The sequence below is a fragment of the Enterobacter cloacae complex sp. 2015409 genome, from assembly GCF_041365315.1.
Lineage (GTDB): Bacteria > Pseudomonadota > Gammaproteobacteria > Enterobacterales > Enterobacteriaceae > Enterobacter > Enterobacter pseudoroggenkampii.
The window spans coordinates 417,069-433,548 of sequence record NZ_JBFTVM010000002.1 but is presented as its reverse complement, the minus strand read 5'-3'; the positions used below and the strand labels follow the sequence as shown (position 1 = coordinate 433,548).

Annotated in this window: 18 protein-coding genes; 14 read left to right on the top strand and 4 right to left on the bottom strand. The window is 52.6% G+C overall.

Annotation, left to right across the window (positions count from 1 at the left end; all coding sequences use genetic code 11):
* The first annotated feature begins 21 nt into the window (after positions 1–21).
* The 14 genes from dksA to ACDO57_RS15625 all read left to right on the top strand — a co-directional run bounded on the left by dksA (position 22) and on the right by ACDO57_RS15625 (position 12,889).
* Entirely contained in the window at positions 22–477 is a 456-nt protein-coding gene (gene dksA, locus ACDO57_RS15690; protein WP_001155232.1) for an RNA polymerase-binding protein DksA, read from the top strand.
* Between the two features lie 59 nt (positions 478–536).
* The gene (gene gluQRS / locus ACDO57_RS15685; RefSeq protein ID WP_370884236.1) at positions 537–1,427 is read left to right on the top strand and encodes a tRNA glutamyl-Q(34) synthetase GluQRS; all 891 of its coding nucleotides are present in this window, start codon (positions 537–539) and stop codon (positions 1,425–1,427) included.
* 42 nt (positions 1,428–1,469) lie between these two features.
* A complete protein-coding gene (gene pcnB, locus ACDO57_RS15680; protein WP_073961632.1) occupies positions 1,470–2,867 on the top strand; it encodes a polynucleotide adenylyltransferase PcnB in 1,398 nt (465 codons plus the stop codon).
* On the top strand, positions 2,864–3,343 hold the full coding sequence (gene folK / locus ACDO57_RS15675; RefSeq protein ID WP_370884235.1) for a 2-amino-4-hydroxy-6-hydroxymethyldihydropteridine diphosphokinase: 480 nt from the start codon (positions 2,864–2,866) through the stop codon (positions 3,341–3,343). Before pcnB ends, folK begins: the two co-directional genes overlap by 4 nt.
* Positions 3,344–3,466: 123 nt before the next feature.
* Complete coding sequence (panB, locus tag ACDO57_RS15670; protein ID WP_008501941.1) at positions 3,467–4,258, top strand: 3-methyl-2-oxobutanoate hydroxymethyltransferase; 792 nt, start codon at positions 3,467–3,469, stop codon at positions 4,256–4,258.
* An 11-nt stretch (positions 4,259–4,269) separates the two neighbouring features.
* Positions 4,270–5,121 (top strand): pantoate--beta-alanine ligase, encoded by an 852-nt coding sequence (gene panC, locus ACDO57_RS15665; RefSeq protein ID WP_024907496.1) that lies wholly within the window; start codon positions 4,270–4,272, stop codon positions 5,119–5,121.
* A 31-nt stretch (positions 5,122–5,152) separates the two neighbouring features.
* Positions 5,153–5,533 (top strand): aspartate 1-decarboxylase, encoded by a 381-nt coding sequence (gene panD, locus ACDO57_RS15660; RefSeq protein WP_003856284.1) that lies wholly within the window; start codon positions 5,153–5,155, stop codon positions 5,531–5,533.
* Positions 5,534–5,933: 400 nt separating this feature from the next.
* Positions 5,934–6,518, top strand: coding sequence for a fimbrial protein (locus ACDO57_RS15655; protein ID WP_370884234.1), 585 nt, complete (start codon positions 5,934–5,936; stop codon positions 6,516–6,518).
* 100 nt (positions 6,519–6,618) lie between these two features.
* A complete protein-coding gene (locus ACDO57_RS15650; protein WP_370884260.1) occupies positions 6,619–7,305 on the top strand; it encodes a fimbrial chaperone in 687 nt (228 codons plus the stop codon).
* A 54-nt stretch (positions 7,306–7,359) separates the two neighbouring features.
* Positions 7,360–9,963: an outer membrane usher protein gene (locus ACDO57_RS15645; protein WP_370884233.1), complete on the top strand. Its 2,604-nt coding sequence runs from the start codon at positions 7,360–7,362 to the stop codon at positions 9,961–9,963.
* A 27-nt stretch (positions 9,964–9,990) separates the two neighbouring features.
* Complete coding sequence (locus ACDO57_RS15640) at positions 9,991–10,554, top strand: fimbrial protein (RefSeq protein WP_231103404.1); 564 nt, start codon at positions 9,991–9,993, stop codon at positions 10,552–10,554.
* An 18-nt stretch (positions 10,555–10,572) separates the two neighbouring features.
* Positions 10,573–11,139, top strand: coding sequence for a fimbrial protein (locus ACDO57_RS15635; protein WP_048990222.1), 567 nt, complete (start codon positions 10,573–10,575; stop codon positions 11,137–11,139).
* 23 nt (positions 11,140–11,162) lie between these two features.
* Positions 11,163–11,765 (top strand): fimbrial-like protein, encoded by a 603-nt coding sequence (locus ACDO57_RS15630; RefSeq protein ID WP_073961633.1) that lies wholly within the window; start codon positions 11,163–11,165, stop codon positions 11,763–11,765.
* Positions 11,766–11,788: 23 nt separating this feature from the next.
* Positions 11,789–12,889: a fimbrial protein gene (locus ACDO57_RS15625; RefSeq protein WP_048990218.1), complete on the top strand. Its 1,101-nt coding sequence runs from the start codon at positions 11,789–11,791 to the stop codon at positions 12,887–12,889.
* 1 nt (position 12,890) lies between these two features.
* Here the strand turns inward: ACDO57_RS15625 and ACDO57_RS15620 are convergent, their stop codons facing one another.
* From ACDO57_RS15620 to ACDO57_RS15605, 4 genes are all read right to left on the bottom strand, one after another.
* Positions 12,891–14,138 carry a polysaccharide deacetylase family protein gene (locus tag ACDO57_RS15620; protein WP_370884232.1) on the bottom strand — a complete coding sequence of 416 codons (1,248 nt, stop codon included), beginning with the start codon at positions 14,136–14,138 and terminating at the stop codon, positions 12,891–12,893.
* 64 nt (positions 14,139–14,202) lie between these two features.
* Complete coding sequence (locus tag ACDO57_RS15615) at positions 14,203–14,643, bottom strand: PTS sugar transporter subunit IIA (RefSeq protein ID WP_024907487.1); 441 nt, start codon at positions 14,641–14,643, stop codon at positions 14,203–14,205.
* A gap of 104 nt (positions 14,644–14,747) precedes the next feature.
* Positions 14,748–15,518: an ABC transporter permease gene (locus ACDO57_RS15610; protein WP_023334536.1), complete on the bottom strand. Its 771-nt coding sequence runs from the start codon at positions 15,516–15,518 to the stop codon at positions 14,748–14,750.
* A complete protein-coding gene (locus ACDO57_RS15605; protein ID WP_008501946.1) occupies positions 15,515–16,441 on the bottom strand; it encodes an ABC transporter ATP-binding protein in 927 nt (308 codons plus the stop codon). The genes ACDO57_RS15610 and ACDO57_RS15605 overlap by 4 nt, the downstream gene beginning before the upstream one ends.
* Between the last annotated feature and the right edge of the window lie 39 nt (positions 16,442–16,480).

Sequence of the window (16,480 nt, the reverse complement as noted above, 5' to 3'; positions counted from 1 at the left end):
TGCGTGTTAAGGAGAAGCAACATGCAAGAAGGGCAAAACCGTAAAACATCGTCCCTGAGTATTCTCGCCATCGCTGGGGTGGAGCCGTATCAAGAGAAGCCGGGCGAAGAGTATATGAACGAAGCCCAGCTGTCGCACTTCAAGCGTATTCTTGAAGCATGGCGTAATCAACTCAGGGATGAAGTCGATCGCACCGTTACTCATATGCAGGATGAAGCTGCTAACTTCCCGGATCCGGTAGACCGTGCCGCTCAGGAAGAAGAGTTCAGCCTCGAACTGCGTAACCGTGACCGCGAACGCAAACTGATCAAAAAGATCGAGAAAACGCTGAAAAAAGTCGAAGACGAAGATTTTGGCTACTGCGAATCCTGCGGTGTTGAAATCGGTATTCGTCGCCTGGAAGCGCGTCCAACCGCCGATCTGTGCATCGACTGTAAAACGCTGGCCGAAATCCGCGAAAAACAGATGGCCGGTTAATACCAGCGCTGTTTACACACTCTAAAGGCGGGAGTCTCTCCCGCCTTGTTACTGTTGATATGTCTGAATCACACTATATTGGGCGCTTCGCGCCATCTCCTTCCGGTGAATTACACTTCGGCTCATTAATTGCCGCGCTCGGCAGCTACCTGCAGGCTCACGCCCGCCAGGGAAAATGGCTCGTCCGCATTGAAGATATTGACCCTCCGCGTGAAGTTCCCGGTGCTGCAGAGACGATTCTGCGTCAGCTGGAACATTACGGTCTTCACTGGGATGATGAGGTTCTGTGGCAGTCAAAACGTCACGAGGCGTATCGGGAACGTCTGGCCTGGCTTCGCGCACAGGGGCTTTCCTATAACTGCACCTGCACCCGCGCGCGTATCCAGAGCGCAGGCGGCGTCTATGACGGCCACTGCCGCACGCTTAATCTCCCTCCGGAAAATGCCGCCGTGCGTATCAATCAGCGCTCCCCGGTGACGCGCTTTACCGATTTACTCTCCGGTGAGATTCATGCCGATGAACGTCTGGCGCGTGAGGATTTTATTATTCACCGTCGCGATGGCCTGTTCGCCTATAACCTGGCCGTGGTGGTGGACGATCATTTCCAGGGCGTGACGGAAATTGTGCGCGGGGCGGATCTGGTCGAGCCGACCGTGCGACAAATCTCGCTGTATCACCAGTTTGGCTGGACGGCGCCGGACTACATTCATCTGCCGCTGGCGGTCAATGCGCAGGGCTTTAAATTGTCAAAGCAGAACCACGCCCCGGCCCTGCCAGACGGCGATCCGCGTCCTGTTTTGATCGACGCGCTGCGATTTCTCAACCAGAATGTAACCAACGAATGGCAGGATCTGCGTATTGACGAACTGCTGAAAATGGCCGTTGCCAACTGGACGCTCGCGGCAGTGCCAAAAATCCAGCATTCTCAAATGCGTTGCGCTGAGCTATGATTAGCCGCTTTTTTCATAACAAAACACACTACGAGGTGTACCATTTTTACCCGAGTCGCTAATTTTTGCCGTAAAGTGCTAAGCCGCGAAGAGAGCATGGCGAACGATGCTATTGCACAGCCACACATGTCGGTTATTCCGCGTGAGCAGCACACTATTTCCCGCAAAGATATCAGTGAAAATGCCCTCAAGGTGCTCTATCGACTGAATAAAGCGGGCTACGAGGCCTATCTCGTGGGCGGTGGAGTGCGTGATTTACTGCTGGGCAAAAAACCAAAAGATTTCGACGTGACGACCAGCGCCACGCCTGAGCAGGTGCGCAAATTATTCCGTAACTGTCGTCTCGTTGGCCGCCGTTTCCGTCTGGCTCACGTGATGTTTGGGCCGGAAATTATCGAAGTGGCGACCTTCCGCGGCCACCACGAAGCGGGCGCGTCCGATCGCACTACGTCACAGCGCGGCCAGAACGGTATGCTGCTGCGCGACAATATCTTCGGATCCATCGAAGAAGATGCCCAGCGTCGCGACTTCACCATCAATAGCCTTTATTACAGCGTGGCGGATTTCACCGTGCGCGATTACGTCGGCGGCATGCAGGACCTGAAAGAAGGTCTGATCCGTCTGATCGGCACGCCGGAAACGCGCTACCGTGAAGATCCCGTGCGTATGCTGCGCGCCGTGCGTTTCGCCGCCAAGCTTGATATGCGCATCAGCCCGGAAACGGCAGAGCCGATCCCGCGTCTGGCAACGCTGATTAACGACGTGCCGCCTGCTCGCCTGTTTGAAGAGGCGCTGAAGCTGCTGCAGGCCGGCCACGGCTTTGAAACCTATAATCTGCTGCGCGAATACAACCTGTTCCAGCCGCTGTTCCCGACCATTACCCGCTACTTCACCGAAAACGGTGACAGCCCAATGGAGCGGATGATTGCGCAGGTGCTGAAGAATACCGATACCCGCATTCGCAACGACATGCGCGTGAACCCGGCGTTCCTGTTTGCCGCGATGTTCTGGTATCCGCTGCTGGAAACGGCACAGCGTATTACCCAGGAGAGCGGGCTCGCCTATTACGATGCGTTCGCGCTGGCTGCCAACGACGTGCTGGACGAAGGCTGCCGCACGCTCGCCATTCCGAAACGTATTACCACCCTGGTGCGCGACATCTGGCAGCTTCAGCTGCGCATGTCCCGTCGTCAGGGCAAACGCGCCTGGAAGCTGATGGAGCATCCTAAATTCCGCGCCGCTTTCGATCTGCTGTCGCTGCGTGCAGAAATTGAACGCAATCAGGAGCTGCAGCGTCTGGCGCAGTGGTGGGCTGAATTCCAGGTCTCCGCCCCGCCGGAGCAGAAAGATATGCTTACCGGGCTGGATGAAGAGCCGGAACCGCGTCGCCGTCATCGTCGTCCGCGCAAACGCGCGCCGCGTCGTGAAGGGACAGCATGACCCTCGCGTATATCGCCATCGGCAGCAATTTAGCCTCTCCGCTGGAGCAGGTGAATGCTGCCGTACAGGCGCTGGGCGAGATTCCGCAAAGCAAGATCGTGGCGGTCTCCTCGTTCTACCGCACGCCGCCGCTGGGGCCGCAGGATCAGCCCGATTACCTCAACGCCGCCGTGGTACTGGAAACTGCCCTTGATGCCGAAACACTGCTGGACAATACCCAGCGCATCGAACTGCAGCAGGGCCGCGTACGCAAAGCCGAACGCTGGGGACCGCGCACGCTGGACCTCGACATTATGCTGTTTGGTCACGAGACGATTAACACTGAACGTCTCACCGTTCCGCATTACGATATGAAAAATCGCGGGTTTATGCTCTGGCCGCTGTTTGAAGTCGCCCCCAATCTCATCTTCCCGGATGGCACCTCACTTAAGTCCATTCTGGACAACCTCAACACGGAAAAACCCGCTCGCTGGTGATCGGGTTCCCCTGTCAGTTAGACTCAAAATAATTGTGGCTAATCGTTTACCTAAAATCATTGTTCCCTCGAATGTTACTGTTAGAATGCGCAAAGATTCGCTTTTGGGCTATCAGGAAACAGTATGAAACCAACCACCATCTCCTTACTGCAGAAATGCAAACAGGAAAAAAAACGCTTCGCCACCATCACCGCGTATGACTACAGCTTCGCCAAACTGTTTGCCGAAGAGGGGATCAACGTCATGCTGGTCGGAGATTCGTTAGGGATGACGGTACAAGGACATGATTCCACCCTGCCGGTGACGGTTGAGGATATCGCTTACCATACCCGCGCCGTGCGCCGTGGCGCCCCAGCCTGCCTGCTGCTTTCCGATCTGCCGTTTATGGCCTATGCCACGCCGGAACAGGCATTCGAAAACGCGGCGGCAGTGATGCGCGCCGGTGCCAATATGGTCAAAATTGAAGGCGGCGCCTGGCTGGTTGATACGGTGAAGATGCTCACCGAGCGCGCCGTGCCGGTCTGCGGCCATTTAGGCCTGACGCCGCAATCCGTGAATATCTTCGGCGGCTATAAGGTGCAGGGCCGCGGCGATGCAGCCCAGACGCTGCTGGATGATGCCCTGGCGCTGGAAGCCGCAGGCGCCCAGCTGCTGGTGCTGGAGTGCGTGCCGGTTGAGCTGGCGAAACGCATCACCGACGCGCTGTCCATTCCGGTGATTGGTATTGGTGCAGGCAACGTCACCGATGGTCAGATTCTGGTGATGCACGACGCCTTCGGTATCACCGGCGGACACATCCCGAAATTTGCTAAAAATTTCCTCGCCGAAGCGGGCGACATGCGCGCTGCGGTCAGGCAGTATATTGCCGACGTTGAATCCGGTGTTTACCCGGGTGAAGAACACAGTTTCCATTAAGGAGTCTCGTTGTGCTAATCATTGAAACCCTGCCGCTGCTGCGCCAGCATATCCGCCGCGCGCGTCAGGAAGGTAAACGTATCGCACTGGTCCCAACCATGGGCAATCTGCATGACGGCCACATGAAGCTCGTCGACGAAGCCCGCGCGCGGGCAGATATCGTGGTGGTCAGTATCTTCGTGAACCCCATGCAGTTTGACCGCGCCGACGATCTGGCGCGCTATCCGCGCACCCTGCAGGAAGATTGCGAGAAGCTCAAAAAACGCCATGCGGATATCGTCTTCTCACCTGCACCGGCGGATGTTTACCCGCAGGGTACTGAAGAGGCAACCTACGTTGACGTCCCGGGGATTTCCACCATGCTCGAAGGTGCCAGCCGCCCGGGCCATTTCCGTGGCGTTTCCACCATCGTCAGCAAGCTGTTCAACCTGGTACAGCCGGACGTTGCCTGCTTTGGCGAGAAAGACTTCCAGCAGCTGGCGCTGATCCGCAAAATGGTCGCGGATATGGGTTACGATATTGAGATTGTCGGCGTACCGATTGTACGTGCCAAAGACGGTCTGGCGCTCAGTTCGCGAAATGGCTACCTGACCGCTGAACAGCGTAAAATCGCGCCGGGCTTAAGCAAGGTCATGAACACCATGGCGGAGCAGGTTCTGGCAAAAGAGTTGACCGTCGAAGAGATCGTCGCCCTCGCCGAACAGGCGCTGAACGATAAAGGTCTTCGCGCTGACGACGTACAAATTCGTGATGCTGATACGCTGCTGGAATTTACGGAAACCAGCAAACGTGCGGTGATCCTGGTAGCGGCATGGCTTGGCCAGGCTCGTCTGATTGATAATAAAGTGGTTGAGCTGGCGTAGTTCTCGCCCTTGATAATTAAAGGTAAACGTAATGATTCGCAAAATGCTGCAAGGTAAGCTTCACCGTGTGAAAGTCACCCAGGCCGACCTGCACTATGAAGGCTCCTGCGCCATTGACCAGGATTTCCTCGATGCTGCGGGCATCCTTGAAAACGAAGCGATCGATATCTGGAACGTGAATAACGGTAAACGCTTCTCTACCTACGCGATTGCCGCCGAGCGCGGTTCTAAAATCATCTCCGTTAACGGCGCAGCCGCGCACTGTGCAGACGTGGGCGACATTGTGATTATCGCCAGCTTCGTGATGATGTCTGACGAAGAAGCCCGGCGCTGGCAGCCTAAAGTGGCCTACTTCGAAGGCGACAATGAAATGAAGCGCACCGCAAAGGCGATTCCGGTTCAGGTTGCCTGACCTATTCACAGGACTGTTATATTCAGGACAGTCCTGCTCTTTATTTCGCTGTTATCGCGTTTATAATGAAACAGATACATCACCCCCAGCAATAATAAGACTAAATAAACATGAAGAAATATAAGATTTATTATATACAAACATTCATTTTTGTTAGTATTCCTACTATTACGTTCTAATTTTTCTGCTTTTTGGTCATTCCTTTCCACAATATTCATCACCCCTCATCACTCACCTCCTTGATTTTCAATAAAAAACAGCTCAATTTAATTAACCTAAATTCACTCTAAAGTTCTTTTAAATACCAACCCTCAGAAAACAATATTATATTCATTTCGCTTTATGGGAGAAAACCATAATTATCTTGAATAACTTTATTTAATAAATGGATATTGTAAATATGTTTAAGAAAACTGTGTTGGCTGCATCTGTAGCTGTTATGGCAATGGGTTCTGTTTCCGCAATGGCTGCCGATGTTGGCCTGATCACTTTTGACGGTGCTGTTTCTGATACCACTTGCGTTATCACTACGAATAACGGTGTTGATGCAAACAACGTGACCATAACTCTGCCTGTTGTTAAAAAAGCTGACCTCGAAAAAACCACTGTTGATGCTGGCATCGGTTCCAAAGAGTTCGAACTGCATATGAGCCAGTGCCCGGATACACTAACCTCTGCATCCGCAATCTTTACCTCTCAGCAGTTCGCTGATCTGTCTAACGGCACCCTGAAAGCAGACCCAACTGTTGCGGGTCATGCTGACAACGTTGGTCTGGCTCTGTTTAACAACACCAGCGCAAACACCGATCGTATCATGATTGGCCAGCCTGCGAACAATACCCAGGTTGCGACGCTGACTGCTGGCGAAGGCACTCTGGCTTACCGTGTTGCATACGTTCCAGGCGCTGCATGGGTTAAAGGTACTAACGACATCACGTCTGGTAAGGTGAGCAGCAACGCAACCTTCACCATGAGCTACGAATAAGAGTTTATCTCTGATATATGCGCTCACGGATGAGGTGGGCGCATTTTTATTTTAAAGGATTAAAATTATGCGCCCGATTAAAACCTGTCTTACCGCACTGATGTTAAGTGCTGTTTTTTCAGTTTCACATTCAGCATTTGCCGATATTGTTATCTCTGGCACGCGAGTCATTTACCCTGAATCGGCCAAAGATGTGACCGTAAATATGGAAAACCGTGGTAATAAACCACTATTAGTTCAGTCCTGGCTTGATGATGGTCGCGATACTACTAACCCACAAGAGTTAAAGCTGCCGTTTATCGTCACTCCTCCTGTTTCACGTGTTGATCCCGCAAAGGGGCAGACCGTCCGTATTACATGGCTAGGACAGGCAATGGCAAAAGACAGAGAGACCATGTACTGGTTTAACGTACTGGAAGTGCCGCCCAAAGCGAAAGAGGCGGATAGTCAGAACATGCTGCAGTTGGCTTTCCGTACGCGTATCAAGATGTTTTTCCGCCCAGATGGTCTGAAAGGCGACCCGACAACGGCAGCTGCCCAGTTGCAATGGTCTCAGCAGTCTAATGCTTTAATCGCGCGCAATGATTCACCATTCTATGTATCTATTGCCAAAATTGAAACGACCGTGGGCGGTAAGAAAATTGAATTAGAACCTCACGTTGTTGCGCCATTTGCCAGCCAGTCTTATGACCTGAAAACCGCGGTTTCGGCAAAGATTAGTAAAATCACCTTTACGTCAATCAATGATTTTGGCGGTGCAGATAAGCGCGACGCAATCGTCAATTGAATAAAAATAATTATTTGTTCTTTATTATTAGCAGCTAACGGATTAGTAATAGCAATGTTATTTCGCCGCTCATTTCTTTGTATTGCCATATGCACAGCGTTCCAGTCAGCATCTTTTGCCGCTGACAAAACGCCTGCGCCATCTTCTGGTAGTGAAGAGGTCGAATTCAACGATCAGTTCCTGTTTAATACAGGAGCCAATATTGACGTTAGCCGCTTTTCTCGCGGGAATCCCGTTATTCCAGGAACATTTAAAACACAACTCGTTTTGAACGGGCAAAAAAAAATACTCACTGACTTCACGTTTAAAGAAAACGGAACCCCGCGAGCAACGCCTTGTTTTATACCTAAGTTATTGATGCAGATCGGTATTAAAGCCGACGCGCTCAAAAATGTGTTAGGTGATCAGGATTTCGAAGAGGGTAAAGAAGTCTGTATCAATATTAGTGAGGCCTTAACAGGGGCTTCCTGGGACTTCAATGCCGCGACGCAGGAATTAAGCCTGGTCGTACCGCAGGTTTTTGTTGAACGTCGCCCGAATGGTTATGTTGACCCGTCTCTGTGGGAAGATGGTATTACCGCCGGAATGCTCTCTTACGATCTCAACGCGTGGCATTCAGACAGCACCGACGGTGCACGTGATACCGCGTACGCCGGCCTCAAATATGGCCTCAACATGGGCCCGTGGCGTTTGCGCTCACGCGGTACGCTCAACTGGAGCCATGATGATGGTTCGGATTACTCCAGCCAGGATATTTACCTGCAACGTGATATTACGCCGTTACGCGCCCAGTTATTGTTAGGTGACTCTTTTACTCGCGGCGATACCTTTAACTCCTTCAGCCTGCGTGGCGTGAGAATGTATAACGACGATCGCATGCTGCCAGGGGGGATCTCCACCTACGCCCCGACCATCCGTGGCGTCGCAAAAAGTAACGCCAAAGTGACCGTGACACAAAGCGGGAACAAGATATTCGAATCAACCGTTCCACCGGGAGCATTTGAACTCAACGATCTCAGCACAACCGGTTACGGGAGTGATTTGGTTGTTACCATCGAAGAATCGGACGGAAGTACTCGCACATTTTCCGTGCCCTACTCTTCCGTAAGTCAAATGCTTCGCCCGGGCTATAGCCGCTGGGATATCGGCGTCGGCGAACTTAACGATGACAGTCTTCGCGATAAGCCGCGTCTGGGTTATGCCACAGGCTATTACGGGATAAACAACACCTTTACCGGCTACACTGGCTTCCAGTATATGGACACGGGTTACGTATCTGGATTGATCGGGATCGCCATGAACACCCCGATCGGAGCCTTTGCACTGGATGTCACCCATTCTGATGCCAATATCGACGGTCTCGATAACCTGAGCGGCCAGAGTTATCGCGTCTCCTGGAGCAAACTGCTTACCGATACCAACACCTCGTTTAACGTGGCGGCCTATCGCTTCTCAACGCAGAACTATCTGACGCTGAATGACGCGGCATCACTGGCGGATGACGTGAAATATCGCGATAAATCACGTAACCCCGACCATACGAACGAAGACGTGTACAACAGCTTCCAGCGTATGAAAAACCAGGTGCAGGTCAACATCAGCCAACCTTTGTCATCCGGCAAGGAGAACTACGGCTCGTTATATATCACCGGCAGCTGGCAGGATTACTGGACTGATTCCAGCTCAACTTCTCAGTATTCGATGGGTTACAACAGCTCATTCTGGCTGGGTAGTTATAGCGTCTCATTACAGCGCAGCTACGATGCATATGGCGCAAAAGATGACAGCGTCTACGTGAACCTCAGTATCCCTCTGGAAAACCTGTTTGGTCACGGCAAACATCCAGGCGGTTTCTCCAGCGTGAACATGAGCGTGAACTCAGATTTCAAAGACAGTTCGGCGTTTAACACCAGCGCAAATGGCAACTCCGACGATTACCGTTTCAGCTACAGCGTCAATACCAGTACCAGCCATGCCGACAGCGGCGATCTTAACCAAATAGGCGGCTATGGCAGTTACAGCAGCCCATATGGTCCCTTGAGCTTATCTGCCTCTGCCTCTGATGACAGCAGCCAGCAGTACTCTCTGAGCTACAGCGGAGGAATGCTGGTGCACTCAGGCGGCATTACATTGGCTCCAGGCAGCATTGGCGACACCGATACACTGGCGCTGGTAAGCGCGCCTGGGGCGAAAGGGGCCCAGCTGACGGTAGGGGACGGCGTTATTGGAAGTTCAGGTTACGCAATCATGCCTTATCTGTCGGCTTACCGTGAGAACACCGTCGGGATTGATATTTCCAGACTGGAATCAGACGTGGAAGTCAAAAACACCAGCACAGTTGCCGTGCCGCGCAGCGGCGCCATTGTTCGCGTGGATTTCGAAACCGACCAGGGACGCTCAATGCTGCTGGACCTGCATCGTTCTGACAACGGTTTTATTCCGCTGGGGGCGGATGTCCAGAACGATAAAGGCCAGTCCGTCGGTTCCGTTGGCCAGGCAGGCCAAGCATATGTGCGTGGTATCGACGATCGCGGCACGTTACGTGTTGTCTGGGGAAGCGAGGCAAACAGCACCTGTACTGTGACCTATAACACCACCTCATCTACCCGGAAAGTGGGTCTGACAACCATGCTGGATAACCAGTCCTGTCAGATGTAATCGTTTTATAACATGGAGTTATTTTTAATGAAGAAAACAAGCCTTTGCGCAGTAGTTCTGCTGGCCTTAAGCGCGCAAGCCATGGCTGGCAGCACCAGTCTGGACGTGACCTTCACCGCCACGCTGCGTGAAACGACCTGCGATATGGCCATTGAAGGCGGAACGGGTGATGGTCAAAAAAACACCATTCCGATTGGTGCCGCAGGTAAAACGTCGCTGGCTGATATTAGCAGCGGAGCAGATACAGCGAGCACCACATTCAAGCTGAAAATCATTGAATGTCCATCCAGCCTTGCAGGATTGAAAACCACCATTGCGGGCAGCCAGTCCGCCAATATGGTTACAGCGATTGCAAACACAGCGTCTGTAACACCTGCTGCCAACATGGGGGTTTCTATTGCTCGCGTCTCTGCACCAACAGCACCGTTTACCATCAACTCAACAGTAGATGCAGAACGTCTGGTATGGACAGGAGGAGAGATCAGCGGCCAGGAAGTTCCCCTGATAGCGCGTCTGGTTGAAACAAAAGCAGGCGAGGCAACAACCGGCAGCTTCAGTGCAATTGCCACATTTAACTTTGAATATCAATAAGCGGAAGGAAACGCGACAATGAACAAAAAATCTTCCACTCTGATTGCGCTGGCCGTTTCCACCGGTCTGTTTAGCGTTGCAGCAAGTGCAATCACCGGCACCACAAACGTGCAGGCGACGTTTACCTCTACCATTGAAGCCGGTACCTGTTCGGCACAAATCCAGAATGCTGGCGGTCAGCCGATCAGCACCCTGGCCTTTGGCGATGTCTTCAAGTCAGACCTTGTTGCCCAGACCCGCAGCGAGCCGTTTAAAATTGCCTTCAGCGGTTGCGCTGGTGTGAAATCGGCAACCATAACCGCGACGCCAGGTACAGGGGGAGGATGTTCCGGCGGAAATGCGGATGGCGATTCTTTCGCTGCCGGTCACTCCACTGGCTTTGAAGTCTGGAAAGGTAATGTAGATAACGGCACGTTGATGATCTGTGATAACGCTAGAAGGATGCCTCAGACGGTTACAATCAGCAGTTCAACGACGAATGTTGATATGACGGCTCGAATCGTCCTGGCCAAGGGCAAAACTATCAGCCAGGTAACGCCAGGTGAAGCCAGCGCACCCGTTACTTTTCTCGTGACCTATCAGTAATTAAGTACAGGGGCAGTACCGCGATGACCAAAATAACGAACAATCATGTCCTGGGAAGTCTCCTGGTGATAGCAGGACTCATGAGCGTAAGCTGGTCTGCCCCATGTCTGTCTGAAGAGACAGGCATGGACATTACGCTCAGTGCCAATATCATTGAAACCACCTGTCAGGTGTCGATTCCCGAGGATGGACAAGTCCATCTGCCAACGGTGGGCAAAAGCTGGTTTTACAACACAGATGGAAGTTCACGTCTGCAGCCAACAGATGCGGATTCCGGCACGGCATTCACGGTAAAAATTGACAGCTGTCTGGGTGCCGGAACCAGTGTGAATACCCTTAACTTCAGCTTTCAACCTCAGAGCAAGCAGTTTCCTGCCGGCAGCCGGCAGGTATTCATCAACGAAACCAGCCCTGCCGAAGGCGGCGCTGGCAACACCGGTATTGTTATCTTTTCAAAAGAGCTCAATACCAACGTGCTGAATTCTGATGGCAGTTCCAGCGTCGCGCTAACTGCCAAATCAGAGTGGGCAACAGAATATGATTTCTATGCCCGTTTGCAAAATACCGGTCCGGTAACCGCAGGGACAGTGGCCAGCCGAGTCGTCGTGAATGCGACATATAATTAAATGGAACAGGCAAAGTTATCTATATGAAATTAAATGGATTTTCAGCAAAAGCAATCCTGATAAAAATCGCTGTTATAGCCTTGCTGTTGGTACAGGGCTATGCGAGGGCCGAATGTCACTTTGGCGCGCGTGGCGAGGGAGGCTCATCCACTATCGTGAATACAATAGCCGGTTCACCAGTCTACTTTAGTCCTGTACCCCAGGGACAATTCCCCAGTGGTGGGTATGAAATAGGCGGCCCTTACAATGCCAGCCTCACCCCTGCACTATGGTCTGACTGTGACAGTGGTAATGATGGCGATCAGATGTCTAACATCGTCTATGATGCCATTGGTGGTGTAGACGGTGATATGTGGCCAACCAATGTTACGGGTATTTACTACGCGGTCAGGATCTACTCTGATAATAACCCGGGTTCCTATTTTCAGGCCACAATGAATGGCCAATGGCAAGATTTGCCCGTGCACGCTGGCGCGGCAAGTCACGACTGGAAAGCACAAATTAAGCTGATTCAAACCAGCGAGTATCTCGGTAACCCTACGGGCATAACCATGATTACACCTAAGGAAGCGAAAAGAATCGGCGGCATGTCAATTGGTGGCCATACAGACTCGGATAACCAACCCTGGTGGTTTGATGTCACTCCCGCAACGTTCAGTATCCCTATTGCCGCGTCAACGTGCCAAACGGCCGTCGTTAACAACGGTACAAATAATGTCGATTTCGGTGAAATCATGTTTTCAACAATGAGAGACGGGTACTACCCATCTCAGACTTTTAATTTACAGCTCAGGGGCTGTAATAATGTAGTCGCAATAAATTATCGGGTTTCATCTTCCAAAGTCACAGGTACTACCCCTGGACAGATCTTGATAAATACATTGTCAGGTCCAGATGTCGCTGCCGGGATTGGCGTATCTATTGCTCAGAAATTTTCTGCAAACCCAAGCGGTCATGGCGAACCCTTTATCAATGACCCAAACTATATTTACGTGCCGTTACCCGAAGTCGGCTCTAGTGCCAGTAACGATCTTCCTTTCCAGGCATCGTTAAGAAAAGACGGAGCAGAGCTTAGACCTGGTAACTTTGTTGCCCTCGCTACCTTTACGATTAATTATCTGTAAACTACCCCTGCGGCTGATTGCTGATCAGCCGCGACATCGTCTCCAGCGAATCCGTTCTTAAGATATACAGTCGCTTCAGTAAGAACGGATTATCCCCCGGTTTGACCTTCCCGCGTACCGTCGTCACCGCCAGATGAAACCCGGCGTCATTCGCGGCTTTAATCGCCTTATCGTCGTAGCCGCCGAACGGATACGAGAGGTAAAGCACGTGCGGGTTAAACTGCGCCAGATCCCGTCGCGAGCGCTTAAAATCAAATAAAATATTGTGGTAGCTGCGGCTCAGTAGAATGGGCTGATGGTTGTCGTCAACGCGGTGCAGGAAGTGCGTGTGGGACTGATAGTCGAAAACGTCATGCATCTGCTCCAGTTCCGACACGCTCATAAACTGCAGGGATTTCGGCGCCCATTTTTGCGGATGGCGCTTGATGCGCGAGGAGATAATAAACTCCGTCGCCTTAAAGCCATACGCTTTGAGGATCGGGTAAGCATAGCGGTTAACGGACTTCAGGCCGTCGTCGAAGGTAATCACCACCGATTTCGCCGGCAGGTTCATTTTGTTACGCACATACCCTTCCAGCTGGTACATCGTCAGTGTGGTGTAGCCCTGGTCGCGCAGCCAGGTCATCTGGTTGCTGAAGGCCCGCACGCTGGTGGTCGTGGAGGTATGGCGGAAACGGGTGTTCTCCTCGTCGCGCAAAATATGGTGATAGGTAATGACCGGAATACCATTATCTTCCTGCGCGTCCAGGCTGCTGATCCATGCCAGGCGGTTGCCGATGCGGATCTGGAACCAGGTCTGATTCAGTCGGTCTTTAAGCTTGTTCAGGATCGGATAGCGCAGATTGCTGCTCAGAGTGCCGAAGGGTGCGCTACCGTTGTTCGGGGCGTTATAAACGGGCGTGTCTTTCCACGTTATCAGGTTTTGATTGCTCAGCGGTTTATTTAGATCTCCCAGCCCATCCTCGACGCGCTGTTTACCCTGCACCGGCTCCAGGTGTCCCTTGTCGATAAATCCCGTGCCAAATCCGAAGCGGAATTCATAGTAGTCCGCCGCCGCAGGTACCACCGCAAGGATCTGCCCTGCCCGCACATTGCCGACGTTAATGACGCTGTTGCCGACCTGCGCCCAAATCGCCGCATCTTCGGTGGTTTGCATATATTGGGCAGGCAGTCTTTGCTGACTTAATAAACTGGCAGAACAAGTGCCGGACACGAACATCAACAACAGAAAAACAATACGCGTGAACATGAGGGTCTTATTCGAAGCGGAAATACTTATGCCATTGTAGCAAAAGCGACATCAATACCAACGTTTAATTCTTATACAGATCATGGAGCAGGACGAAAGGAGGATTTTTTTGCTGCTGATGCCACAAGCTGCTGACATCCGGTGTACCCTGCGCGACGATAGCGTTCCGGAACCCGGCGCTGGTTAACGTTTCACGCTGCGGATACATCGCTTCAAGTAATGGAAGGCTGATGCCCGAGATCACCTCACAGCAATCATGCTTATGGCTCAGCAAAGCGGCTGCGCGGTAAGGCGCCGCGCCCGATTTATCGGTCAAAAAAATGACGCCATCACCGGTGTCCGTTTCATGCAGGGCATCGCACATCATGCGGCTCAGCATATTGGTGCTCAACCCGCGCCAGTAATTTACCGCCCGGCATTGCGCCAGCGGGCCAAATCTGGCTTCAAGCTTGTCCAGCATGTCCTGCGCCCGTTCATCGTGGCAGGTGATAACCCATCCCAGCATAACTCTCTCCTTAGCAGGCAAGTAGTTTAGCGGAGTGAAGGTTAGCTTTCGGTGATAACTGTCAAAGAAAGTGCCCGGCAAACAGAATGTCGCCGGGCAAAAGATTAGCTACGCAGACCGCGTCCGCGCTGGATCAGATACCAGCACAGCAGGTAGAAGGCGATGATGAACACCACCAGCACCGCCACCGTGGTAAACAGCGGCACGTCAGTGATACCGAGGAAGCCAAAGCGGAAGCCGCTGATCATGTAGACAATCGGGTTCAGGTGCGACAGCGCCTGCCAGAACGGTGGCAGCAGCGTCAGGGAGTAGAACACCCCGCCAAGATAGGTCAGCGGCGTCAGCACGAAGGTCGGGATCAGGCTGATGTCGTCAAACGTTTTGGCGAACACGGCGTTCAGCAGACCGGCCAGCGAGAACAGGATCGCCGTCAGGAGCAGCGTCAGCGCGACGAACAGCCAGGAGTGCACCTGGAACGGCACGAAGAACAGCGAAATCGCCGTGACCAGGATCCCCACGCACAGCCCGCGCGCCACGCCGCCGCCGACATAGCCGGCGATAATGACGTGCGTCGGTACCGGCGCCACCAGCAGCTCTTCAATATTGCGCTGGAACTTGGCGCTGAAGAATGACGACGCCACGTTGGCATAGGCGTTGGTGATCACCGCCATCATAATCAGGCCCGGCACGATAAACTGCATATAGGTAAAGCCGTGCATCTCACCAATCCGGGAACCAATCAGGTTACCGAAGATGATGAAATAGAGCGTCATCGTGATGACCGGCGGCACCAGGGTTTGCACCCAGATGCGCATGAAGCGGTTAATCTCTTTCGCCCAGATGCTTTTCAGCGCGACCCAGTAAAGATGCGTCATGCCTTGTCTCCTTGTTTATCCTGCACCAGAGAGACAAACAGCTCTTCCAGTCGGTTCGCTTTGTTACGCATACTTAAGACCTGAATACCCTGCGCGCTCAGCTGCGAGAACACGCTGTTGATGCCCTGCTCGCGCAGCACTTCCACTTCCAGCGTCGAGGTATCGACAAGACGATACTGATACCCTTCCAGCTTCGGCAGCGGACTTTTTGCCGCCAGATCGAGAATGAAGGTTTCTGATTTCAGCTTGGAGAGCAGGTTTTTCATCGAGGTGTTTTCCACCAGCTCGCCGTGCTGAATGATGCCGATGTTACGGCACAGCATTTCAGCCTCTTCAAGGTAGTGGGTGGTCAGAATAATGGTGGTTCCCTTGTCGTTGAGATCTTTCAGGAAGCCCCACATAGAACGACGCAGTTCAATATCGACACCCGCCGTCGGCTCATCAAGGATCAGCAGCTTTGGCTCGTGCATCAGCGCGCGGGCAATCATCAGGCGGCGCTTCATCCCGCCGGACAACATCCGCGCGCGTTCGTTACGCTTTTCCCACAGATCGAGCTGCTTAAGGTATTTTTCGCTCCGCTCCAGGGCCTCTTTACGCTCGACGCCGTAATAACCCGCCTGGTTAACGACGATCTGCTGCACCGTTTCAAACGGATTGAAGTTGAACTCCTGCGGCACCAGACCCAGCTGGCGCTTGGCGTTCACCACATCTTTTTGCAGGTCATAACCAAAGACGCTCACCCGGCCGGAGGTTTTATTGACCAGCGAACTGATGATCCCAATGGTGGTCGATTTCCCCGCCCCGTTCGGCCCCAGAAGCGCATAAAAATCACCGGCCTCTACTTTTAGATCTATTCCGCGCAGCGCCTGAACGCCGCCCGGATAGGTTTTTTTAAGCTGCTCAAGCTCCAGTGCAATTGCCATGAAATTAACTTACCTTCCGTTCTGACACACGTTGTGTGG